At 70.9% G+C, this 23,015-nt stretch carries 16 protein-coding genes; 10 read left to right on the top strand and 6 right to left on the bottom strand.

From position 1 onward, the window contains the following. Nucleotides 1–55 precede the first annotated feature (55 nt). From E6P78_RS14990 to E6P78_RS14975, 4 genes are all read left to right on the top strand, one after another. A complete protein-coding gene (locus E6P78_RS14990; protein ID WP_018556125.1) occupies nt 56–646 on the top strand; it encodes a DUF3090 domain-containing protein in 591 nt (196 codons plus the stop codon). Next, nucleotides 610–1,449, top strand: coding sequence for an SCO1664 family protein (locus E6P78_RS14985; protein WP_136204068.1), 840 nt, complete (start codon nt 610–612; stop codon nt 1,447–1,449). The genes E6P78_RS14990 and E6P78_RS14985 overlap by 37 nt, the downstream gene beginning before the upstream one ends. A 137-nt stretch (nt 1,450–1,586) precedes the next feature. Then, complete coding sequence (gene mshC, locus E6P78_RS14980) at nt 1,587–2,816, top strand: cysteine--1-D-myo-inosityl 2-amino-2-deoxy-alpha-D-glucopyranoside ligase (protein ID WP_136204067.1); 1,230 nt, start codon at nt 1,587–1,589, stop codon at nt 2,814–2,816. A gap of 124 nt (nt 2,817–2,940) precedes the next feature. After that, entirely contained in the window at nt 2,941–5,991 is a 3,051-nt protein-coding gene (locus tag E6P78_RS14975) for an NPCBM/NEW2 domain-containing protein (protein ID WP_136204066.1), read from the top strand. 122 nt (nt 5,992–6,113) lie between these two features. On the opposite strand, the gene E6P78_RS14970 is transcribed toward E6P78_RS14975, so the two are convergent. Further along, complete coding sequence (locus E6P78_RS14970) at nt 6,114–7,229, bottom strand: PAC2 family protein (protein ID WP_136204065.1); 1,116 nt, start codon at nt 7,227–7,229, stop codon at nt 6,114–6,116. A 257-nt stretch (nt 7,230–7,486) separates the two neighbouring features. Between E6P78_RS14970 and E6P78_RS14965 the strand changes: the two genes are divergently transcribed. The 5 genes from E6P78_RS14965 to E6P78_RS14945 all read left to right on the top strand — a co-directional run bounded on the left by E6P78_RS14965 (nt 7,487) and on the right by E6P78_RS14945 (nt 13,270). Continuing rightward, the gene (locus E6P78_RS14965) at nt 7,487–8,824 is read left to right on the top strand and encodes an enolase C-terminal domain-like protein (RefSeq protein WP_136204064.1); all 1,338 of its coding nucleotides are present in this window, start codon (nt 7,487–7,489) and stop codon (nt 8,822–8,824) included. After that, complete coding sequence (locus E6P78_RS14960; protein ID WP_136204063.1) at nt 8,821–9,600, top strand: SDR family oxidoreductase; 780 nt, start codon at nt 8,821–8,823, stop codon at nt 9,598–9,600. The genes E6P78_RS14965 and E6P78_RS14960 overlap by 4 nt, the downstream gene beginning before the upstream one ends. Nucleotides 9,601–9,663: 63 nt before the next feature. Beyond that, the gene (locus E6P78_RS14955) at nt 9,664–10,704 is read left to right on the top strand and encodes a sugar ABC transporter substrate-binding protein (RefSeq protein WP_136204062.1); all 1,041 of its coding nucleotides are present in this window, start codon (nt 9,664–9,666) and stop codon (nt 10,702–10,704) included. A 2-nt stretch (nt 10,705–10,706) separates the two neighbouring features. Continuing rightward, nucleotides 10,707–12,224 carry a sugar ABC transporter ATP-binding protein gene (locus E6P78_RS14950; RefSeq protein ID WP_136204061.1) on the top strand — a complete coding sequence of 506 codons (1,518 nt, stop codon included), beginning with the start codon at nt 10,707–10,709 and terminating at the stop codon, nt 12,222–12,224. Continuing rightward, complete coding sequence (locus E6P78_RS14945) at nt 12,221–13,270, top strand: ABC transporter permease (RefSeq protein ID WP_136204060.1); 1,050 nt, start codon at nt 12,221–12,223, stop codon at nt 13,268–13,270. The genes E6P78_RS14950 and E6P78_RS14945 overlap by 4 nt, the downstream gene beginning before the upstream one ends. Nucleotides 13,271–13,385: 115 nt before the next feature. Here the strand turns inward: E6P78_RS14945 and E6P78_RS14940 are convergent, their stop codons facing one another. The 5 genes from E6P78_RS14940 to E6P78_RS14920 form a co-directional block, all read right to left on the bottom strand. Then, entirely contained in the window at nt 13,386–14,057 is a 672-nt protein-coding gene (locus tag E6P78_RS14940; RefSeq protein ID WP_136204059.1) for a FadR/GntR family transcriptional regulator, read from the bottom strand. A 107-nt stretch (nt 14,058–14,164) separates the two neighbouring features. Then, nucleotides 14,165–15,778, bottom strand: coding sequence for a glycerol-3-phosphate dehydrogenase/oxidase (locus E6P78_RS14935; protein WP_136204058.1), 1,614 nt, complete (start codon nt 15,776–15,778; stop codon nt 14,165–14,167). A 5-nt stretch (nt 15,779–15,783) separates the two neighbouring features. Beyond that, nucleotides 15,784–17,325 carry a glycerol kinase GlpK gene (glpK, locus tag E6P78_RS14930; RefSeq protein WP_136204057.1) on the bottom strand — a complete coding sequence of 514 codons (1,542 nt, stop codon included), beginning with the start codon at nt 17,323–17,325 and terminating at the stop codon, nt 15,784–15,786. A gap of 72 nt (nt 17,326–17,397) precedes the next feature. Continuing rightward, the gene (locus E6P78_RS14925; RefSeq protein WP_136204056.1) at nt 17,398–18,189 is read right to left on the bottom strand and encodes an MIP/aquaporin family protein; all 792 of its coding nucleotides are present in this window, start codon (nt 18,187–18,189) and stop codon (nt 17,398–17,400) included. 260 nt (nt 18,190–18,449) lie between these two features. Continuing rightward, a complete protein-coding gene (locus tag E6P78_RS14920) occupies nt 18,450–19,214 on the bottom strand; it encodes an IclR family transcriptional regulator (RefSeq protein ID WP_136204143.1) in 765 nt (254 codons plus the stop codon). 227 nt (nt 19,215–19,441) lie between these two features. On the opposite strand from E6P78_RS14920, the gene metH reads away from it, so the two are divergent. After that, a complete protein-coding gene (gene metH / locus E6P78_RS14915) occupies nt 19,442–22,954 on the top strand; it encodes a methionine synthase (protein WP_136204055.1) in 3,513 nt (1,170 codons plus the stop codon). Nucleotides 22,955–23,015 lie beyond the last annotated feature (61 nt).

The raw sequence follows: 23,015 nt of genomic DNA, 5'->3' as shown, positions 1-23,015 counted from the left end.
TCCCGAGGCCTCCGGCCCACCCTCATCTGCCGTCAATTCTCAAGGGAGACAGGACGTGTCCCGTCAGGTGTTCCTCTACGACCCCCCGGACCGTTTCGTGGCCGGTACGGTCGGGCTGCCTGGACGTCGTACGTTCTTCCTGCAGGCTTCCTCAGGCGGACGTGTCACCAGCGTGGCCCTGGAGAAGACCCAAGTCGCCGCGCTCGCCGAGCGCGTGGACGAACTGCTCGACGAGGTGGTGCGGCGTACCGGCGGGAACTCCCCGGTGCCCGCCGTCGCCCCGATGGACGTCACCGACACCGCCCCCCTCGACATCCCGGTCGAGGAGGAGTTCCGGGTCGGCACCATGGCGCTCGCCTGGGACGGCGAGGAACAGCGCATGATCGTCGAGGCCCAGGCCCTGGTCGAGCTGGACGCCGACTCCGTCGAGGACCTGGCCGAGGCCGAGGAGCGGCTGCTCCAGGACGAGGAGAACGGCCCGCCGATGCTCCGCGTCCGGCTCACCGGCGCCCAGGCCCGGGCCTTCGCCAAACGCGCCCTGGACGTCGTGAACGCGGGCCGCCCGCCGTGCCCCCTGTGCAGCCTGCCGCTCGACCCGGAAGGACACGTATGCCCGCGCCAGAACGGATACCGCCGGGGCGCCTGACCGACGCCGAACTGGTCACCCTGCTCGGCAAGGGCCGGCTGACCGTCCTCGGACAGGTGCGCGGGGCCTCCAACGCGGTGCTGTACTGCTCGGTCGCGTACGAGGGCGAGGAGGCGCACTGCGTCTACAAGCCGGTGGCCGGCGAGCAGCCCCTGTGGGACTTCCCCGACGGCACCCTCGCCCAGCGTGAGGTGGCCGCCTACGAGATATCCGAGACGACCGGCTGGGGCCTGATCCCGCCGACCGTGCTGCGGGACGGGCCCTACGGCCAGGGCATGTGCCAGCTGTGGATCGAGGCGGAGCCGCCGGCCGAGGACGAGCCCGGTCTGCTCGCGCTCGTGGAGGACGAGGAGCCCGGCGAGGGCTGGAAGGCCGTGGCGTTCGCCGAGGTGGGGGAGGGGAGGACCGCCCTGCTCGTGCACGCCGACGACCCGCGGCTGCGGCGGCTCGCCGTGCTGGACGCGGTGATCAACAACGGTGACCGCAAGGGCGGGCACCTGCTGCCCGCGCCCGGCGGCCGGCTCTACGGCATCGACCACGGCGTGACCTTCCACGCGGACGACAAGCTGCGCACCCTGCTGTGGGGCTGGGCGGGCGAGCCCCTGCCCGCCGAGGCCGTCGAGGTGCTGGACCGGCTGGCCGCGGAACTGGAGCCGGGGGCCGCGCTGGTCACCCGGCTGGGGGAACTCATCACTGCGGCCGAGATCGAGGCCCTGCGGGCCCGTGTGGGCGCCCTGAGGGCCACCGGGCTGCACCGGGAACCGAGCGGCGAGTGGCCCGCCATCCCCTGGCCACCGGTCTGACCGCGCTCCGGTGACCGCCGGGGCGCGTACGCGGTGCGCCGGCATGCATGTCCCGGCCCCGGGCGCAAGAGTGCCTCTTCGGTCAGGATCGCCCCTCCGGTTCGTATCCGGAAGCCGCATCCGGTTACGCTCGTCGCATGCATGCCTGGCCCGCTTCTGAGGTCCCCGCCCTGCCCGGCAAGGGCCGCGACCTTCGGATACACGACACCGCGACCGGCGGACGGATCACCCTTGACCCCGGTCCCGTCGCCCGCATCTACGTCTGCGGCATCACGCCGTACGACGCGACCCATATGGGTCATGCGGCGACCTACAACGCGTTCGACCTCGTCCAGCGCGTGTGGCTCGACACCAAGCGGCAGGTTCACTACGTCCAGAACGTGACCGACGTGGACGACCCGCTGCTGGAGCGGGCCGTGCGCGACGGACAGGACTGGACCGAGCTCGCCGAGCGCGAGACGGCCCTGTTCCGGGAGGACATGACCGCGCTGCGCATGCTCCCGCCGCGGCACTACATAGGAGCCGTCGAGGCGATACCCGGCATCGTGCCGCTCGTCGAACGGCTCCGCGACGCGGGCGCCGCCTACGACCTCGACGGCGATGTGTACTTCTCCGTCGACGCCGACCCGCACTTCGGCGAGGTGTCGCACCTCGACGCCGAGGCGATGCGGCTGCTCTCCGCCGAACGCGGCGGCGACCCGGAGCGGCCGGGCAAGAAGAACCCGCTCGACCCGATGCTCTGGATGGCCGCCCGCGAGGGCGAGCCGAGCTGGGACGGCGGCTCGCTCGGAGCCGGCCGGCCCGGCTGGCACATCGAGTGCGTGGCCATAGCCCTGGACCACCTCGGCATGGGTTTCGACGTCCAGGGAGGCGGCTCCGACCTCGTCTTCCCGCACCACGAGATGGGCGCCTCGCACGCCCAGGCGCTGACCGGCGAGCACCCGTTCGCGCAGGCATATGTGCACGCCGGCATGGTCGCCCTGGACGGCGAGAAGATGTCCAAGTCGAAGGGCAACCTGGTCTTCGTCTCGGCGCTGCGCCGCGACGGCGTCGACCCGGCGGCGATCCGCCTCGCCCTGCTCGCCCACCACTACCGCTCCGACTGGGAGTGGACCGACCAGGTGCTCGCCGACGCCGTGGCGCGGCTCGCCCGGTGGCGCGCCGCCGTCTCGCGCCCCGACGGCCTGTCCGCCGACGCCCTGGTCGAGGAGGTCCGCGAGTCCCTCGCCGACGATCTGGACACCCCGGCCGCGCTGGCCGCCGTCGACCGCTGGGCCGAACGGCAGAGCGCCGAGGGCGGTACGGACGAGGGGGCGCCCGGCCTCGTCTCCCGTACCGTCGACGCGCTGCTCGGCGTCGCGCTGTAACCACTTTTCTCGTAACTCTCCGTCGCCGCAATCCACTTCGCCGGCCCCGGACTTCTTCATGAAGTTCGGGGCCGGTTCCGTTTTGTCCATGGTCAAATGCTTGATGCTGCGCTAAAAGCGCTCTATGCAATCATCAACGCGCACCAGATCGGCGGTAGTTGCAGCGCTGCTGGGACTGCTCGCCGTACTCACGGGACCGGGCAGCGCCCTGGCGGCGGACCCGGCCCCACCCACCGGCACGACCGTCGGCGGCCTCACCGGCTTCGCCGCCGACGGGGCCGTGTACCGGCTGACGGCAGGCACGGCGAAGGCCCGCGTCAGCTTCGTGTCCGAGGAGACCTTCCGCATCGAACTCGCCCCGGACGGCACCTTCCAGGACCCGGCCGGCGACGCCATCGTGCTGCCGCAGGGCGCCCCGCCCCGCACCCGCTGGAAGGAGCGCGGCGACCGCTACGAGCTCTCCACCCGCAGCGTCACCCTCCGTGTCTACAAGTCGCCTCTGCGGTTCGCCCTGTACCGGGCCGACGGAAGCAGGGTCTGGTCCGAGGCGAAGGGGCTGAGCTGGGACGCCGAGCAGACCACCCAGACCCTGGCGCGCGGCGCCGACGAGCAGTTCTACGGCGCAGGCATGCAGAACGGCCGGGGCAACACCTCGCACCGTGGCAAGACCGTCGAGGTGGGTGTCGACTACGACTGGGACGACGGCGGCCACCCCAACTCGGTGCCGTTCTACCTCTCGTCGGCCGGCTACGGCGTCTTCCGCAACACCTTCGCGCCCGGCACCTACGCCTTCAACGACCCGGTGACCACCAGCGAGCAGGAACAGCGCTTCGACGCCTACTACTTCGCGGGCGACAGCGCCAAGGACGTCATCGGCCAGTACACGAAGCTCACCGGCAAACCGTTCCTGCCGCCGGTCTACGGCATGGAGATCGGGGACTCCGACTGCTACCTGCACAACGCCAACCGCGGTGAGCGCCGCACTCTGGACGCCCTGAAGGTCGCCGACGGTTACCTCGACAACGACATGCCCAACGGCTGGATGCTCGTCAACGACGGCTACGGCTGCGGCTACGAGAACCTCGCCGAGACCGCGAAGGGCCTCCAGGACCGCGGCATGCAGGCCGGCCTGTGGACCGAGGACGGCATCGACAAGCTCGGCGACCAGGTCAAGGCCGGCCAGCGCGTCGCCAAGCTGGACGTGGCCTGGGTCGGCCCCGGCTACAAGTTCGCGCTCGACGGCTGCAAGGACGCCTACCAGGGCATCGAGGACAACAGCGATGCCCGCGGCTTCACGTACGCCCCCGAGAGCTGGGCGGGCGCGCAGCGCTGCGGTGTCCAGTGGTCCGGCGACCAGTACGGCACCTGGGACTACATCCGCTGGCAGATCCCGACCTACGCGGGCGCCACGATGTCCGGCCTCGCCTACACCACGGGCGACGTCGACGGCATCTTCGGCGGCAGCGCCAAGACGTACACCCGTGACCTCCAGTGGAAGATGTTCCTGGGGACCACGATGACCATGGACGGCTGGGCGGCCAACGACAAGCAGCCCTTCCGCTACGGCGAGCCGTACACCACCATCAACCGCGACTACCTCAAGCTCAAGGAGTCGCTGCTGCCCTACCAGTACTCCTACGCGCACGAGGCGACGAAGACCGGGGTCGGCATGGTCCGCCCGCTGGTCCTGGAGTACCCGGACGATCCGAAGGCCGCGACCGAAGCGGCGAAGTACGAGTTCATGTCGGGCGAGGACTTCCTCGTCGCCCCCGTCTACGAGGACAGCACCGAGCGCGACGGCATCTACCTGCCGAAGGGCACCTGGACCGACTACTGGACCGGGCGCACCTACCAGGGCCCGGCCACCCTCGACGACTACAGCGCCCCGCTCGACACCCTGCCGCTGTTCGTCAAGGCCGGTGCCAGTGTGCCGATGTGGCCGGGCATCCGCTCGTACCAGGACCGCACCGCCTCCTCCCCGCTGGCCTGGGACATCTACCCGCAGGGCAGGTCGTCGTTCACGCTGTACGAGGACGACGGCGTGACCCGCGAGCACCGCGACGGCGCGTACGCCACCCAGACCGCCGACGTCCGCGCCCCCGCCCGGGGCTCCGGCGACGTGACGGTGGACATCGGCGCGAGCAAGGGGAAGTTCACCGGCAAGCAGAGCAGCCGCCCCTACGAGTTCACCGTGCACACCGGCTCCGAGCCGGGCGCGGTGAAGCTCAAGGGCAAGCTGCCCCGGCTCACCTCGGCAGCCGCGTACGCGAAGGCGAAGCAGGGCTGGTGGTACGACCGCGACGACCGCGGCGGCGTGGTGAAGATCAAGACCGCCTCGCTGTCCACGGGCAAGAAGTTCACCGTGAAGCTGGAGAACACCAGCGCGGTCGGCGGCCGGAACGCAGCCGCCACGGCCACCGTCTTGGCCCCCCGGGGCCAGGAGACCGGCGCCGGCGCCCCGAGCACCGTCGCCGTCGACGTGACCGCGGGCAAGGCGGCCGTGACGGACGCGGCCCTCACGCTCGACGTCCCGAAGGGCTGGCAGGTCACCCCCGCCGCGCCCGTGAAGCGGATACCCGCGGGCACCACCCGGCGGGTCGAGGTGAAGGTGACCCCGGCGAAGGACGCCCCGGTGGGCGAGGCCGGGATCACCGCCCTGGCGCGCTACCGCTCGGCGGGCGAGTCCCGTACCGCATCCCAGCGGCTGGCGGTCTCCGTCATGCCGGCCCCGCCCAGCGGGGAGACCTGGGCGAGCGACATGGAGTGGCTGAACGAGACCAACGGCTACGGCCCCGCCGAGCGCGACCGCAGCAACGGCGAGTCGGGTGCGGCCGACGGGCACCCGATCACGCTGGCCGGGAAGGTGTACGAGAAGGGGATCGGCACCCACGCCGACTCGGACATCGAGGTCTATCTCGGCGGCCGGTGCTCGAAGTTCACGGCGGACGTCGGCATCGACGACGAGATCGACGGCTACGGCGAGGTGGCGTTCTCCGTGGAGGCGGACGGCAAGGTGCTGTGGACCTCGCCGAAGGTGACGGGTGCCTCGGAGACCGTTGCGGTGGACGTGGCGCTCGACGGCGCGCGGCACGTGCGCCTGAAGGTCACCGACACCAACGGCTCCAAGACCGGCGACCACGGGGACTGGGGCGCGGCACGCTTCACCTGTTCCTGAATGACGGCGAACGCTTCACCTGTTCCTGAATGACGGCGAACAAGCAGGGGAGCCGGGCGGGTACGAACCCGCCCGGCTCCGCGCTGCCCGGATCGATCCTGTCCGGACCGGTCCTGCCCGGCTCAGTCCTGCGACGGGCCGTCCGGGCCGTTGTCCGTGTCCTCGTCCGGTCCGTCGTGGGACGACTCCGACGGTCCGTCGCCCGCGTCGCGGTCGTCGGACGAGGGCCGGCCGGTCCCCGGACCGCCCGGCCGGCCGCTGCCGGGCCCGCTCGCCGGCCCCGGGCCGGTCTCCGGCCGGATCGGCTTCGGCGGTCTGGTGCGTCCGCTGGAGGTGTCGCGCAGATAGGCGGCGTCCCCGCTCTCCGTGGCGTGCCCGCCGGGCGGCTGGCCGCCTCCCGGGTCGCGGCGCCGCAGATAGCGCTCGAACTCCCGGGCGATGGCCTCGCCGCTCGCCTCGGGCAGCTCCGCGGTGTCCCGGGCCTCCTCCAGCGTCTGCACGTACTCGGCCACCTCGCTGTCCTCGGCGGCCAGTTGGTCGACCCCGACCTGCCAGGCGCGCGCGTCCTCCGGCAGTTCGCCGAGCGGGATGCGCAGCCCGAGCAGGTCCTCCAGGCGGTTCAGCAGCGCCAGCGTCGCCTTCGGGTTGGGCGGCTGCGACACGTAGTGCGGCACCGCCGCCCACAGGCTCACCGCGGGCACCCCCGCGTGCGTGCACGCCTCCTGGAGGATGCCGACGATGCCGGTCGGGCCCTCGTACCTGGTCTCCTCCAGGTCCATGGTGCGCGCCAGGTCCGGGTCGGACGTGACGCCGCTGACCGGGACCGGCCGGGTGTGCGGGGTGTCGCCGAGCAGCGCACCGAGCACCACCACCATCTCGACGCCCAGCTCATGCGCGAAACCCAGGATCTCGTTGCAGAACGAGCGCCAGCGCATGGACGGTTCGATGCCCCGGACCAGGACCAGATCGCGGGGCTTGTCCCCGCCGATGCGGACCACGGAGAGCCGGGTGGTCGGCCAGGTGATCTTGCGCACCCCGCCGTCCAGCCACACCGTCGGGCGGTTGACCTGGAAGTCGTAGTAGTCCTCGGCGTCCAGCGCCGCGAACACCTCGCCCTTCCACTCCCGGTCCAGGTGCGCGACCGCCGTGGAGGCGGCGTCACCTGCGTCGTTCCACCCCTCGAACGCGGCCACCATGACCGGGTCGATCAGCTCGGGAACCCCCTCGAGCTCGATCACCCAGGCCTCCTTCCGAAGTTCCCTTGCGTACGGAACAACCTTACGGCTTACGGGCTCCCGCACAGCAGACCCCTTGCACAGCCGGGTGAACCCGGGCCTTGGAGGCGCACGTAGGCCTTCGGTGGCCCATCGGGTGCGCGATACATCCGAGCTGTGAGCCACGAATTTGGGTCAGTCTCTAGACTTTCCGACTCTCGGGCGGCTATACATCGGATGACCAGAACAGAGGTCCGATGTTATTTCCCCTGGGGGCGCGCATGAGTCAGACCGTCACGGATTTCGAGGTGCACGACATCCGTTTTCCGACCTCGGAACAACTGGACGGCTCGGACGCCATGAACCTCGACCCCGACTACTCGGCCGCCTATGTCGTCCTGCGCACCGACGCCGCCGACGACACCGGCGCCACGGTCGAGGGTCATGGCTTCTGCTTCACCATCGGGCGCGGCAACGAGGTGATGGCCGCAGCCATCGAGGCCCTGCGCCCGCACGTCACCGGACGCCCGGTGCCCCGTACGGCGGCCGACCTCGGCGCCCTGTACCGGGACCTCACGCACGACTCCCAACTGCGGTGGCTCGGGCCCGAGAAGGGCGTCATGCACATGGCGGCCGGCGCGGTGATCAACGCGGCCTGGGACCTGGCGGCGAGACAGGCGGGCAGACCCGTCTGGCAGTTCCTGGCCGGGATGACGCCCGAGGAGCTGGTCTCCCTGGTCGACTTCCGCTACCTCACCGACGCGCTCACCCCCGACGAGGCGCTGGCCATCCTGCGGGCCGCCGAACCGGGACGGGCCGAGCGCGCCGCCCGGCTGCGGGCCGAGGGCTACCCCGCGTACACCACCTCGCCCGGCTGGCTGGGCTACTCCGACGACAAGCTGGTCCGGCTCGCCAAGCAGGCCGTCGCCGACGGCTTCACCCAGATCAAGCTCAAGGTCGGCGGCGAGGTCGGCGACGACGTCCGCCGGATGGCGCTCGCCCGCGAGGCCGTCGGCCCCGGCATACGGATCGCGGTCGACGCCAACCAGCGCTGGGACGTCGCCGACGCGGTCGCGTGGATGACCGAACTCGCCCCGTACGACCCGCACTGGATCGAGGAACCGACCAGCCCCGACGACGTGCTCGGCCACGCCGCCGTGCGCGCCGGGCAGCCGGTCAAGGTCGCCACCGGCGAACACGTCGCCAACCGCGTCGTGTTCAAGCAGCTGCTCCAGGCCGGCGCCGTCGACTTCGTCCAGATCGACGCCGCACGCGTCGCGGGCGTCAACGAGAACCTGGCGATCCTGCTGCTCGCCGCCAAGTACGGCGTCCCGGTCTGCCCGCACGCGGGCGGCGTCGGCCTGTGCGAACTCGTCCAGCACCTCGCGATGTTCGACTACGTGGCCGTCTCCGGCACCTGGGAGGACCGGGTGATCGAGTACGTCGACCACCTCCACGAACACTTCGTGGACCCCACCGTCATCGAGAACGGGCGCTACACCGCCCCGTCCTCGCCGGGCTTCTCGGCCAGGATGCGCCCCGAGTCGATCGCCGCACACAGCTACCCGCACGGGCCCGTCTGGCAGGCCCGCCGCATCGAGAAGGAGGAGGGCCGATGACCGGCACACACGATTTCGAGGGGATGAACGCCCTGGTGACGGGCGGCGCCTCCGGCATCGGGGCCGCCGTCACGGCCCAGCTGATCGAGCGCGGCGCCCGGGTCGCCGTCCTCGACCGGGACACCTCCGGCACACCCCGGGGCGCCCTCGCCATCGAGGCCGACCTCCGCGACGACGCCGCCGTGCGCGCCGGCGTGGACCGCGCCGTCTCCGTCATGGGCTCGCTGCACACCCTCGTCTCCAACGCGGGCATCGGCTCCATCGGCACCGTCGAGGACAACGACGACGACGAGTGGGCCCGGGTCCTCGACATCAACGTCCTCGGCATGGTCCGCACCGCCCGGCACGCCCTGCCCCACCTGCGCAGGGCCACCGCCGAGCGCCCCGGCGCCGTATCGATCACCCACACCTGCTCGATCGCCGCGACCGCCGGGCTGCCCCAGCGCGCCCTGTACAGCGCGAGCAAGGGCGCCGTCCTCTCGCTCACCCTCGCCATGGCCGCCGACCACGTCCGCGAGGGCGTCCGCGTCAACTGCGTCAATCCGGGCACCGCCGACACCCCCTGGGTCGGCCGGCTGCTGGACCAGGCCGACGACCCGGCCGCCGAACGCGCGGCCCTCGAAGCCCGCCAGCCGCTGGGCCGGCTGGTCTCGGCCGACGAGGTGGCCGCCGCGGTCCTCTACCTCGCCAGTCCCGCCGCGGCCTCCGTGACGGGCACCGCACTGGCCGTCGACGGCGGGATGCAGGGCCTGCGCCTGCGCCCCGCCGACAGCTGAACCCGCACCGCCGCAATGCCATCCGGGCTCCGAGCCGCGACCTCACCAAGGAACGGGACACCAATGAGAGTGCGTACGACGAGTGCGGCCGCCTGTGCCGTACTGCTGGCCGTCACCGCCCTCGCGGGCTGCAACCGCGAATCGTCGGACAGCGGCGCGGGCGGCGGCAAGGTCGGCATCGACCTGCCGCGCAGCGACAGCGACTTCTGGAACTCCTACCAGAACTACATCAAGAAGGGCGTCAAGGACGGCGAGGTCTCCGCGCTCCCGCTGACCAACTCGCAGAACGACATCGGCAAGCTCGTCGCCAACGTGCAGACCTTCACCGACCAGGGCGCCAAGGCCGTGGTGATGGCCCCGCAGGACACCGGCGCGATAGCCGAGTCGCTCAACACGCTCAACGAGAAGAAGATCCCCGTCATCAGCGTCGACACCCGCCCGGACAAGGGCGACATCTACATGGTGGTCCGCGCCGACAACAAGGCGTACGGGACGAACGCCTGCAAGTACCTCGGCGAGCAGCTGAAGGGCAAGGGCAAGGTCGTCGAGTTCCAGGGCGACCTGTCCTCCATCAACGGCCGGGACCGCTCCGAGGCCTTCAAGGCGTGCATGGACAAGGACTTCCCCGGCATCAAGGTGTTCGAGCTGGCCACCGACTGGAAGGGCGACGTCGCCTCCGCCAAGCTCCAGTCGACGCTGGCCGCCCACCCCGACATCAACGGCATCTACATGCAGGCCGGCGGCGTCTTCCTACAGCCCACCCTCGCGCTCCTGGAGCAGAAGAAGCTGCTGAAGCCCGCCGGTTCGCCCGGCCACATCACCATCATCTCCAACGACGGCATCCCCGAGGAGTTCGACGCCATCAAGGCCGGAAAGATCGACGCGACGATCTCCCAGCCCGCCGACCTGTACGCGAAGTACGCGCTGTACTACGCGAAGGCGGCCCTGGACGGGAAGACCTTCGAGGAGGGGCCGACCGACCACGACTCCACCATCATCAAGATCCCGAACGGCTACGAGGACCAGCTCCCCGCACCCCTGGTGACCAAGGACAACGTCGACGACCCGAAGCTGTGGGCCAACCAGCTGGAGAAGAAGAGCTAGCCATGGACCAGGCAGCACCACCCGCCGTACGGGCGGAAGGCGTCGTCAAACGCTTCGGACCGACCGTGGCCCTGGACGGGGTGAAGCTGACCGTGCGGCCCGGCGAGTCGCACGCGCTCGTCGGCCGCAACGGCGCCGGCAAGTCCACGCTGGTCAGCGTCCTGACGGGGCTCCACAAGGCGGACGCGGGCACGGTCACCTTCGGCGGGGAGCCCGCGCCTGCCTTCGGGGACACCACGGCCTGGCAGTCCAAGGTCGCCTGCGTCTACCAGAAGTCCATGGTCGTTCCCGACCTGACCGTCGCCGAGAACCTCTTCCTCAACCGGTTCGACGACCACGCCCGCTGGATCAGCTGGGGCAGGCTCCGCAAGCGCGCCGAGCAGCTTCTCGCCGCGTACGGCGTCCAGGTCGACCCGAACACCCGGGCACGCGACCTCGCCGTCGAGCAGCGGCAGTTCGTGGAGATCGCCCGCGCGCTGTCCTTCGGCGCACGGCTGATCATCCTGGACGAGCCGACCGCCCAGCTCGACGCCCGGGGCATCGCCCGCCTCTTCGACAAGCTCCGCGAACTCCAGAGCCGGGGCGTGGCGTTCCTCTTCATCTCCCACCACCTCCAGGAGGTGTACGAGCTGTGCACCGCGGTCACCGTCTACCGCGACGCCCGCCACGTCCTGACCGCCCCCGTCGCCGACGTCACCAAGGAGGACCTGGTCGCGGCGATGACCGGTGAGAAGGCCGCCGGCGCGACCGCCTGGCACGCGGCCGGTGACACCCCGCCCGACCCGTCGGCCCAACCCGTCCTGAGCACCGAACAGCTCGCACTCCCCGGCCGGTTCGAGCCCCTGGACCTCCAGGTGCGCCCCGGCGAGGTGCTCGGCCTCGCCGGCTCCGCGGCCAGCGGCAACACCGCGGTCGGTGAAGTGCTCGCCGGCATGCGCAAGGCGGGCGGCGGCACGGTCCGGGTGCGCGGCCGGGCCGTGCGGACGGGCAGCGTGCCGCACGCCCTGGCCGCCGGGATCGGCTACATCCCCGAGGACCGGCACGACCAGGGCCTCGTCCTGGAACGCAGCGTCGCGGAGAACGCCACCCTCACGGTCACCGACCAGCTCGGCCCGTGGGGGACCGTCCTGCCCTCCCGCACCAGGGAGTTCGCCCGGTCCATGATCGACTCGCTCGACATCAAGACCCAGGGGCCCGAGCAGCCCGTCTCCGGGCTCTCCGGCGGCAACCAGCAGAAGGTCGTGGTGGCCCGCGCGCTGGCCCGTGAACCCAGCGTCCTGGTGGCGGTCCGGCCCACCGCGGGCGTGGACGTCAAGTCCAAGGACTCGCTCCTCGGAGTCGTACGCCGGGTCGCCGACGCGGGCAACGCCGCGGTCGTCGTCTCGGACGAGCTGGACGACCTGCGGGTCTGCGACCGGGTCCTCGCCCTGTTCCACGGGCGGGTCGTCGCAACGTTCGACAGCGGGTGGACCGACGGGGAACTCGTCGCCGCCATGGAAGGTGTGGGGGAAAGGGAATGACCGGCACGGTACGGCCGTCCACGGCCGACGACTTCGACACGGCCCCGAAGGGCGACGACGGCGGCAGCCCGCTGAACAGGCTCAAGCTGATCCGGTGGAGCGACTTCTCGCTGGTGCCGGTGATCCTGGTGCTGATGCTGATCGGCTTCATCGTCTCGCCGGTGTTCCTCACCTCGGACAACCTGATCAGCGTCGTCCAGCAGTCCTCCGAGCTGAGCCTCCTGGTCCTCGGCCAGGCGCTGATCCTCATCTGCGGCCGGATGGACCTCTCACTGGAGTCGACGATCGGCATCGCGCCCGTCGTCGCGATGTGGCTGGTGCTGCCACCCGAGGGCGGCCGGTTCGCCGGCCTCGGACTGCTCCCCGCCTGGTCGGCGATCCCGCTCTGCCTGCTGGTCGGCCTCGCCATCGGCGCGGTCAACGGCTTCCTGATGCTGAAGCTCCGGGTCAACGGCTTCATCGCCACGCTCGGCATGCTCACCATGCTGCGCGGACTCCACATCGGCATCACCGAGGGCAAGTCCATCACCGACGTCCCGGAGTCCTTCCGCTACCTCGGCAAGAGCGAGTGGTTCGGGGCCCCGGCCGCGGTCTGGATCTGCCTCGTCCTCTTCGCCGTCGGCGGCGCGGCGCTCGCCTGGCTGCGCCACGGACGCTCGCTGTACGCGATCGGCGGCAACCCGGAAGCGGCCCGCGCCGCGGGCATCCGCGTCGACCGCGTCACCTGGATCGTGCTCGCCATCGGCGGCCTGCTGGCGGCCTTCGCCGGCATCCTCTACACCGGCCACTACGGGGCGGTCGCCGCGACCCAGGGCGACGGCTGGATCTTCCAGGTGTTCGCCGCGGCCGTGATCGGCGGCATCAGCCTCAAGGGCGGCCGGGGCACGCTGTTCGGCGCCCTGACCGGCGTACTGACGCTCCAGCTGGTCGTCAACGTGATGACCCTCGGCGGTGTCCCGGCCCTGTGGAACCAGTTCCTCAACGGCGCGATCATCATCGTCGCCCTGGTCATCTCCCGCTTCGCGAGCGGCGAGAAGCAGGACTGAGGACGGGGAACACCCGGCCCGTCCGGCGTTCGAGGACCGGGGTCCGGGGGAGGAGCCCCGGTCACGGGAAGGGGCGGGTGGGAGAAATCCCACCCGCCCCTTCCCGCGGTCGCCGCTACAACGTCGACCGCAACCACTGCTCCACGCTCGCCACATGCACCGTCGCCCAGGCCCGCGCAGCCTCCGCGTCCCGGTCCCGCAACGCCGACACGATCGCCCGGTGCTCATGCAGCGTCCGGCTCACCGCGTCCTGCTGGGTCAGCCCGCGCCACACCCGCGCCCGCGTCGTCGGCCCCGAGAGGCCGTCCAGCAGCGAGCAGAGCACCGAGTTGCCGGACGACTGGACGATGCCCCGGTGGAAGTCCAGGTCGCAGGCCACCAGCTCCTCCACCGACGGGCGCTCGCCCAGCGCGTCCAGTTGGGCGTCGAGCGCGTCCAACTGCTCCTCACTGATCCGGCTCGCCGCCATCGCCGTCGCGGCCGGCTCCAGAATCCGGCGCACCGCCAGGAACTCCAGCACCGTGTCGTCGCGGTGGAAGTCCACCACGAAGCTCAGCGCCTCAAGGAGCAGCTGAGGATCGAGGCTGGTGACGTACGTGCCGTCGCCCTGGCGCACGTCGAGAATGCGGATCAGCGACAGGGCGCGCACCGCCTCCCGCAGCGAGTTGCGGGACAGGCCCAGCTCCGAGGCGAGCTCGCTCTCCTTGGGGAGACGATCGCCGGGCCGTAGCGCACCCGAGACGATCATTCCCTTGATCTTCTCGATGGCCTCGTCGGTGACAGCCATGGGCGACCTCCAGACATCCGATGTATCGCCCTATTATGCGTCCCCGACGAGGCCCGGTACGACCTTCTGACCAACTCACGGGCCGCCCGGCCCGCCCCGCCCGGGTCTCAGCCGCGCCGCTCGCCGAGCACCGACTCCACACCGGCCCTGATCTCGTCCGTCGCCAGACCTCGGATCGTCAGCGTCGTCCGCCGCCGCAGCACGTCGTCCGCCGTCTCGGCCCACTCGTGGTCCCGCGCGTAGGCGACCTGCGCCCAGATCTCCGGGGCGTCCGGGTGGACGCGCTCCGCGAGCGCCGGGTTCTCGTTGGCCAGGCGGGCGATGTCGAAGGACAGCGAACCGTAGTGCGTGGCCAGGTGCCGTGCCGTGTCGGCGGCCATCCGGGGGCCCGGCGTACCGCCGTCCACCAGCAGCCGGTGCGCCACCGCGTTCGGGTTGGCGATCCCCGGCAGCGGCAGCTTCCTCGGAAGCCGGGCCATCGGCTCCATGTCCTCGCCGAGCGGCTGCCCGGGGAGCGCGGCCAGCTTGTTCATCACCGTACGGCCGATGTGCCGGAACGTCGTCCACTTGCCGCCGGCCACCGACAGCATCCCGCCCCGGCCCTCCGTGACGACCGTCTCGCGCTTGGCCTTGGAGGTGTCACCGGGCCCGCCCGGCAGCACCCGCAGCCCCGCGAAGGAGTACGTGATCAGATCCCGCGACAACTGCTGGTCGCGCACCGAGAACGCCGCCTCGTCCAGGATCTGCGCGGTGTCCTTCTCGGTCACCGCGACCTCGGCCGGATCGCCCTCGTACTCCTCGTCCGTCGTGCCGAGCAGCAGCATGTCCTCCCACGGCAGGGCGAACGTGATGCGGTACTTGTCGATCGGCGTGGCCAGCGCCGCCTTCCACGGGCGGGTGCGCTTGAGCACCAGGTGGGCGCCCTTGGACAGGCGTATGGAGGGGGCCGCGTTCGGGTCCTCCATCGTGCGCAGGTGGTCCACCCACGGCCCGGTCGCGTTCAGCACCAGCCGGGCGTTCACCCCGAACTCCGTACCGTCCATGCCGTCCCGCAGCTCCGCGCCCACCACCCGGCCCCGGGTGAACCGCAGCCCGGTGACCTTCGCGTGGTTGAGCACCACCGCGCCCGCGTCGACGGCCGCGCGGACCGTCATCAGCGCCATCCGGGCGTCGTTCATCTGGTCGTCGCCGTAGACCGCGACGGCCTTCAGGTTCTCCGTACGCAGCTCCGGCACATCGCGCTGCGCCCGCGCCGGGCTGATCACATGGCCGACGCCGTCACCGAAGGCGGACAGCGCCGAGTACGCGAACACGCCGGCGCCGAGCTTCGCCGCGCCGTGCGGCCCGCCCTTGTAGACCGGCAGGTAGAAGGTGAGCGGATTGGCCAGGTGCGGGGCCACCTGGCGGGAGACCGCACGGCGCTCGAAGTGGTTCTCCGCCACCAGCTTCACCGCGCCGGTCTGGAGGTAGCGCAGACCGCCGTGGAGCAGCTTGGAGGAGGCGGAGGAGGTGGCGCCGGCGAAGTCGCCGGCGTCCACCAGGGCCACCCGCAGCCCGGACTGCGCGGCGTGCCAGGCGGTGGAGATGCCCAGAATGCCGCCGCCGATCACCAGGAGGTCGTACGTCGCCTTGGAGAGCTGCTCCCGGGTCTCGGCACGGCTCGGGAGGGAGCCGGAGGCCGGATGCGTCCCGAGGGCGGGGACGCTCTGCAGGGTGGTCATGTTGTCTACTCCTCGTCCTCGAGCCAGCCCATGGTGCGTTCCACGGCCTTGAGCCAGCTCTTGTACTCGCGGGCGCGGGTGTCCGCGTCCATGCGGGGGGTCCACTCGGCGGCCCTGCGCCAGTTGGCGCGCAGCGCGTCGGTGTCGGGCCAGAAGCCGACGGCCAGGCCGGCGGCGTAGGCGGCGCCGAGGCAGGTGGTCTCGGCGACCATCGGCCGCACCACGGGTGCGTCCAGGAAGTCGGCGAGCGTCTGCATCAGCAGGTTGTTGGAGGTCATGCCGCCGTCGACCTTGAGCGAGGTCAGCTCGACGCCGGAGTCCTTGGTCATGGCGTCGCTGATCTCCCGCGTCTGCCAGGCCGTGGCCTCCAGCACGGCACGGGCGATGTGCGCCTTGGTCACGTAGCGGGTGAGGCCGGCGATGACACCGCGGGCGTCGGGGCGCCAGTAGGGGGCGAACAGGCCGGAGAAGGCCGGCACGAAGTACGCGCCGCCGTTGTCCTCGACCGAGGAGGCAAGGGTCTCGATCTCGGCCGCGGACTGGATCAGGCCCATCTGGTCGCGCATCCACTGCACCAGCGAACCGGTGACGGCGATCGACCCCTCCAGGGCGTACACCGGCTTCTGGTCGCCGATGCGGTAGCCGACCGTGGTCAGCAGCCCGTTGTAGGAGTTGACCGGGGTCTCACCGGTGTTCATCAGCATGAAGGTGCCGGTGCCGTACGTGGACTTGGCCTCGCCCTCGGCGAAGCACGTCTGGCCGAACAGCGCCGCCTGCTGGTCGCCCAGCGCCGAGGCCACCGGCACACCGTCGAGCACGCCGCCCTTGGTGGTGCCGTACACCTCGGCCGAGGAGCGGATCTCGGGCAGCACGGCCATCGGCACGCCGATGGAGGAACAGATCTTCTCGTCCCACTGCATGGTGTGCAGGTTCATCAGGAGCGTGCGCGAGGCGTTGGTGACGTCGGTGACGTGGACGCCGCCGTCGGTGCCGCCGGTCAGGTTCCAGATGACCCAGGAGTCCATGGTGCCGAAGAGGATGTCGCCGCGCTCGGCCCGCTCGCGCAGCCCCTCGACGTTGTCGAGCAGCCAGCGGACCTTGGGCCCGGCGAAGTACGAGGCGAGCGGCAGCCCGGTCTCGCGGCGGAAGCGGTCCTGCCCGACGTTGCGGCCGAGCTCCCTGCAGAGCGCGTCCGTACGGGTGTCCTGCCAGACGAGGGCGTTGTGGACGGGCTCACCGGTGTGCTTGTCCCACAGCAGGGTGGTCTCGCGCTGGTTGGTGATGCCGATGGCCTTGACGTCGGCGGCGGTGATGCCCGCCTTGACGATGGCTCCGGCGACGACCTCCTGCACGTTCTCCCAGATCTCGGCCGCGTCGTGCTCCACCCAGGCGGGCTTGGGGAAGATCTGCTCGTGCTCCTTCTGGTCGACGGAGACGATCCGGCCGTCCTTGTCGAAGACGATGCAGCGGCTGGAGGTGGTGCCCTGGTCGATGGCCGCGATGAACGGCCCGGTGCCGTGGGTGCCGGTGGTGTGTGCGTCGGTCACTGTGTGCTCCCGGAAGTCTGTGTGGTGTGGGGTTGGGGGCGAACGGTCGGGGCGGGACTTCGCGGGCACGGCCTAGGCGAAGGCCAGGTTGTAGAGCCCGCCCGCGAGCGCGCCGCCGATCAGGGGGCCGACGACGGGAACCCATGCGTAGCCCCAGTCGGAGCCGCCCTTGTTCGGCAGCGGAAGCAGCGCGTGCACGATACGCGGGCCGAGGTCGCGGACCGGGTTGATCGCGTACCCCGTCGGACCGCCGAGCGACAGGCCGATGGCGACGACGACCAGGGCGGTGATGAGGGCGCCCAGCGTGCCGAGGCCGTTGCCGTCGTCGTTGAGGCCCTGGGTGAGGATCGCCAGCACCAGCACGATCGTGGCGATGATCTCGGTGAGGACGTTCTGCACGGCGTTGCGGATCTCGGGGCCGGTCGAGAAGACACCGAGAACCGGTCCCGCCTTGGGGGCCGAGGCCTGGTCGACCATGCCCTCCTCACCCTTATGGGCGCGCAGGACCTCCGGATCGGTGAGATGGGCCCGGAACTGCCCGTAGTAGGTCAGCCAGACCAGCACCGCGCCGATGATCGCGCCGAGGAGTTCGGAGGCGAGGTAGAGCGGTACGTCGCTCCACTTCGTGCCGCCCTCGATCGCCAGGCCGATGGTGACGGCCGGGTTGAGATGGGCCCCCGACACGCCGCCGGCCAGATAAGCGCCGGTCAGTACCGCGAACCCCCACCCGAAGGTGATGGCGAGCCAGCCGGCGTTCTGCGCCTTCGAGTGCTTGAGCGTGACGGCGGCACAGACACCGGCGCCGAGCAGGATGAGTACGGCGGTACCGATGGTCTCGCCGATGAAGATGTCGGAGCTGGACACCCGCGACTCCTTTGTCGTTCGTCCAGGGAAGCCGAACCCCGGGTCCCTCCGGTGGTCCGCGCCCTCGTGTGAGGGCTTGGCCGGCCCTTGGCACGGTTACACCCTAACGCGTATTTCCGTTAAGTGTTCGACAATGCCGACCGGTGAACGGCAGTGTTTCTCCCAGGCGAGGCAGCGTCAAGAGGTTGTGGCCTCGGACTCAGTGGTGGCGACCGCGGCGGGTGTGTGCGCGGGTGCCCGCCGTGAGGGCGGGGGCGGGCTCAGAAGCGCCTGGCGCCCAGGTCCCGGGAGACCGCGCGGGCGCAGTCGCGTACCGCCGCGACCAGCTCCGGGCGCAGCTCGCCGTCCCGGCAGACCCGCTCCACCGCGCCGGTGACGGCGACGGCCCCCACCGGCATCCGGCGCCGGTCGTGGATCGGGGCGGCCACCGCGGCCACCCCCTCCCAGGTCTCCTCCACGTCGGCCGCCCAGCCGCGGGCCCGGATCAGGTCGAGCATCGCCTCGAACTCCTCCGGCGCGGTGACGGTCCGGGGCGTGAACGACCGTCGCTCGGCCTCCAGCGCCTCCGTGTGGGCCACCGGGTCGTACGCGGACAGCACCTTGCCCAGAGCCGTGGAGTGCAGCGGCTGCATGGCCCCCACCTCCAGGACCTGCCGGCTGTCGTCGGGGCGGAAGACGTGGTGGACGATCAGTACGCCCTGCTGGTGCAGCACGCCCAGGTGGACGCTCTCACCGCTGGAACGGGCCAGGTCGTCCGTCCAGACCAGGGCCCGGGCCCGCAGCTCGTGGACGTCGAGATAGCTGTTGCCCAGGCGCAGCAGTTCCGCGCCGAGCTGGTAGCGGCCGGACGCCGCGTCCTGCTCGACGAAGCCCTCGTGCTGAAGGGTGCGCAGGATGCCGTGTGCGGTGCCCTTGGCCAGGCCCAGTGAGGAGGCGATGTCGGACAGCCCGAGCCGCCGCTCGCCGCCTGCCAGCAGCCGCAGCATCGCGGCCGCCCGCTCCAGCGACTGGATGTTCTTGGCCATCGCGCCGTACTCCTCCACCTTGTTCGACAATGCTGAACACTATCGGCCCATGCCGACCCGTGCTCGACCGCGGCGGAAGTCCGCAGCGCCCCGCCACCCCGGACACAGCATGCAGTCCGGCTTGTGGGACAGAGTGACCGCCCGGGAGGCAGCCCGGCTACCCTGACCGGGTGCGCTTCCGCCGAAGACGCAAAGCCGACAGCCGTCGCAACCCAGGGAGTACATCCATGGCCTCGTCGCCGACCCCTTCCGCCGACAGCCGGAACCGAGCCGCAGCCCTCCGCGAGGCGCTCGCCACCCGAGTGGTGGTGGCCGACGGTGCCATGGGCACCATGCTCCAGGCCCAGGACCCCACGCTCGCGGACTTCGAGAACCTCGAAGGCTGCAACGAGATCCTGAACCTCACCCGGCCGGACATCGTGCGCTCGGTGCACGAGGCGTACTTCGCCGTCGGCGTCGACTGCGTCGAGACCAACACCTTCGGCGCCAACACGGCGGCCCTCGGCGAGTACGACATCCCCGAGCGGGTCCACGAGCTGTCCGAGTCCGGCGCGCGCATCGCCCGCGAGGTCGCCGACGAGTTCACCGCGTCCACCGGGGAGCAGCGCTGGGTGCTCGGCTCCATGGGCCCCGGCACCAAGCTGCCCACCCTCGGCCACGTCCCCTACGTCACCATCCGGGACGGCTTCCAGGCGAACGCCGAGGGTCTTGTCGCCGGCGGCGCCGACGCGCTGATCGTCGAGACGACCCAGGACCTCCTGCAGACCAAGGCCGCGATCCTCGGCGCCCGCCGCGCCCTGGACGCCCTGGGCAGCGACCTGCCGCTGCTGTGCTCGCTCGCCTTCGAGACGACCGGCACCATGCTGCTGGGCTCCGAGATCGGCGCGGCCCTGACCGCCCTGGAGCCGCTGGGCATCGACATGATCGGCCTGAACTGCTCGACCGGGCCGGCCGAGATGAGCGAGCACCTGCGCTACCTCACCCGCCACTCCCGCATCCCGCTGCTCTGCATGCCCAACGCCGGACTGCCGGTCCTCACCAAGGACGGCGCGCACTTCCCGCTCGGCCCCGAGGGACTGGCCGACGCCCAGGAGACGTTCGTCCAGGAGTACGGGCTCTCGCTCGTCGGCGGCTGCTGCGGTACTACTCCGGAGCACCTGCGCGAGGTCGTCGAGCGCGTGCGCGGCACCGCCCCGGCGGCCCGCGACCCGCGCCCCGAGCCCGGCGCCGCCTCCCTCTACCAGACCGTCCCCTTCAGCCAGGACACCTCGTACCTGGCGATCGGTGAGCGTACGAACGCCAACGGGTCCAAGAAGTTCCGCGAGGCCATGCTCGAAGGCCGCTGGGACGACTGCGTGGAGATGGCCCGCGACCAGATCCGCGAGGGCGCGCACATGCTCGACCTGTGTGTCGACTACGTGGGCCGTGACGGCGTCGCGGACATGGAGGAACTGGCGGGCCGGTTCGCGACCGCCTCGACCCTGCCGATCGTCCTGGACTCCACGGAGCTGCCCGTGCTGCGGGCCGGCCTGGAGAAGCTCGGCGGCCGCGCGGTCCTCAACTCCGTCAACTACGAGGACGGCGACGGACCCGAGTCCCGATTCGTCAAGGTCACCCGGCTGGCCGCCGAACACGGCGCCGCGCTGATCGCCCTCACCATCGACGAGGAGGGCCAGGCCCGCACCGCCGAGCACAAGGTCGCCATCGCCGAGCGGCTCATCGCGGACCTGACCGGCAACTGGGGCATCCAGGAGTCGGACATCCTGATCGACACCCTCACCTTCACCATCTGCACCGGGCAGGAGGAGTCCCGCAAGGACGGCATCGCCACCATCGAAGCCATCCGCGAGCTGAAGAAGCGCCACCCGGCCGTGCAGACCACGCTCGGCCTGTCGAACATCTCCTTCGGCCTCAACCCGGCCGCCCGTGTCGTGCTCAACTCGGTCTTCCTCGACGAGTGCGTCAAGGCCGGCCTCGACTCCGCCATCGTGCACGCCTCGAAGATCCTGCCGATCGCCCGGCTGGAGGAGGAGCAGGTCAAGGTCGCCCTCGACCTCGTCTACGACCGCCGCGCCGAGGGCTACGACCCCCTGCAGAAGCTCATGGAGCTCTTCGAGGGCGTCAACATGAAGTCGCTCAAGGAGGGCAAGGCCGAGGAACTGCTCGCCCTGCCGCTCGACGAGCGCCTCCAGCGCCGGATCATCGACGGTGAGAAGAACGGTCTGGAGGACGACCTCGCCGAGGCGCTGACGACCCGTCCGGCCCTGGACATCGTCAACGACACGCTGCTGGAGGGCATGAAGGTCGTCGGTGAGCTGTTCGGCTCGGGCCAGATGCAGCTGCCGTTCGTGCTCCAGTCCGCCGAGGTCATGAAGAGCGCGGTGGCCTACCTGGAACCGCACATGGAGAAGACCGACGCCGAGGGCAAGGGCACGATCGTGCTGGCCACCGTCCGCGGCGACGTCCACGACATCGGCAAGAACCTGGTCGACATCATCCTGTCGAACAACGGCTTCAACGTGGTCAACATCGGCATCAAGCAGCCCGTCTCCGCGATCCTGGAGGCCGCCGAGGAGCACAAGGCGGACGTCATCGGGATGTCCGGCCTCCTGGTCAAGTCCACCGTGATCATGAAGGAGAACCTGGAGGAGCTGAACCAGCGCAAGCTGGCCGCCGACTACCCGGTGATCCTGGGCGGCGCCGCCCTGACCCGCGCCTACGTCGAGCAGGACCTCCACGAGATCTACGAGGGCGAGGTCCGCTACGCCCGCGACGCCTTCGAGGGGCTGCGCCTGATGGACGCACTCATCGCGGTGAAGCGCGGCGTCCCCGGCGCCACCCTGCCCGAGCTGAAGCAGCGCCGCGTCCCCAAGCGCGACACCGCCGTGCTGGAGGTCGAGGAGCCGGAGGAGGGCGTGCGCTCCGACGTCTCCGTCACAAATCCGGTGCCCACCCCGCCCTTCTGGGGCAGCCGGGTCGTCAAGGGCATCCAGCTCAAGGAGTACGCGTCCTGGCTGGACGAGGGCGCCCTGTTCAAGGGCCAGTGGGGCCTCAAGCAGGCCAGGGCCGGCGACGGACCGACGTACGAACAGCTCGCCGAGAGCGAGGGCCGCCCGCGCCTGCGCGGCCTGCTGGACAGGCTCCAGACGGAGAACCTGCTGGAGGCGGCCGTCGTCTACGGCTACTACCCCTGCGTCTCCAAGGGCGACGACCTGATCCTGCTGCACGAGGACGGCTCGGAGCGCACCCGCTTCACCTTCCCGCGCCAGCGCCGCGGCCGCCGACTGTGCCTGGCGGACTTCTTCCGCCCCGAGGATTCCGGCGAGACGGACGTCATCGGCCTCCAGGTCGTCACCGTCGGCTCGAAGATCGGCGGCGAGACCGCCAAGCTCTTCGAGGCCAACTCCTACCGCGACTACCTGGAGCTGCACGGCCTGTCCGTCCAGCTGGCCGAGGCCCTTGCCGAGTACTGGCACGCCCGGGTCCGCTCGGAGCTGGGCTACGCGGGGGAGGACCCGGCGGAGGTCGAGGACATGTTCGCCCTGAAGTACCGGGGGGCGCGCTTCTCGCTGGGTTACGGCGCCTGCCCCGACCTGGAGGACCGGGCGAAGATCGCGGACCTGCTCCAGCCGGAGCGGATCGGCGTCCACCTCTCCGAGGAGTTCCAGCTCCACCCCGAGCAGTCCACCGACGCGATCGTCATCCACCACCCGGAGGCGAAGTACTTCAACGCGCGGTAGGACGCCGTTCGACGCGCGGTAGCAGAACACGTCGTACACTGGTCGGTCCAGTGCAGGCCGG

This window comes from Streptomyces sp. A0958 (genome assembly GCF_004795035.1).
Classification (GTDB): Bacteria; Actinomycetota; Actinomycetes; order Streptomycetales; family Streptomycetaceae; genus Streptomyces.
Note: the sequence above shows the minus strand (reverse complement) of the source record. Positions and strands in the feature narration are given on the sequence as shown.

Bases quoted from the DNA above. Each gene is read 5' to 3' on its own strand.
- E6P78_RS14985 (WP_136204068.1), top strand. From the start codon at position 610: ATGCCCGCGCCAGAACGGATACCGCCGGGGCGCCTGACCGACGCCGAA.
- mshC (WP_136204067.1), top strand. From the start codon at position 1,587: ATGCATGCCTGGCCCGCTTCTGAGGTCCCCGCCCTGCCCGGCAAGGGC.
- E6P78_RS14975 (WP_136204066.1), top strand. From the start codon at position 2,941: ATGCAATCATCAACGCGCACCAGATCGGCGGTAGTTGCAGCGCTGCTG.
- E6P78_RS14965 (WP_136204064.1), top strand. From the start codon at position 7,487: ATGAGTCAGACCGTCACGGATTTCGAGGTGCACGACATCCGTTTTCCG.
- E6P78_RS14960 (WP_136204063.1), top strand. From the start codon at position 8,821: ATGACCGGCACACACGATTTCGAGGGGATGAACGCCCTGGTGACGGGC.
- E6P78_RS14955 (WP_136204062.1), top strand. From the start codon at position 9,664: ATGAGAGTGCGTACGACGAGTGCGGCCGCCTGTGCCGTACTGCTGGCC.
- E6P78_RS14950 (WP_136204061.1), top strand. From the start codon at position 10,707: ATGGACCAGGCAGCACCACCCGCCGTACGGGCGGAAGGCGTCGTCAAA.
- E6P78_RS14945 (WP_136204060.1), top strand. From the start codon at position 12,221: ATGACCGGCACGGTACGGCCGTCCACGGCCGACGACTTCGACACGGCC.
- E6P78_RS14940 (WP_136204059.1), bottom strand. From the start codon at position 14,057: ATGGCTGTCACCGACGAGGCCATCGAGAAGATCAAGGGAATGATCGTC.
- E6P78_RS14935 (WP_136204058.1), bottom strand. From the start codon at position 15,778: ATGACCACCCTGCAGAGCGTCCCCGCCCTCGGGACGCATCCGGCCTCC.
- E6P78_RS14920 (WP_136204143.1), bottom strand. From the start codon at position 19,214: ATGGCCAAGAACATCCAGTCGCTGGAGCGGGCGGCCGCGATGCTGCGG.
- metH (WP_136204055.1), top strand. From the start codon at position 19,442: ATGGCCTCGTCGCCGACCCCTTCCGCCGACAGCCGGAACCGAGCCGCA.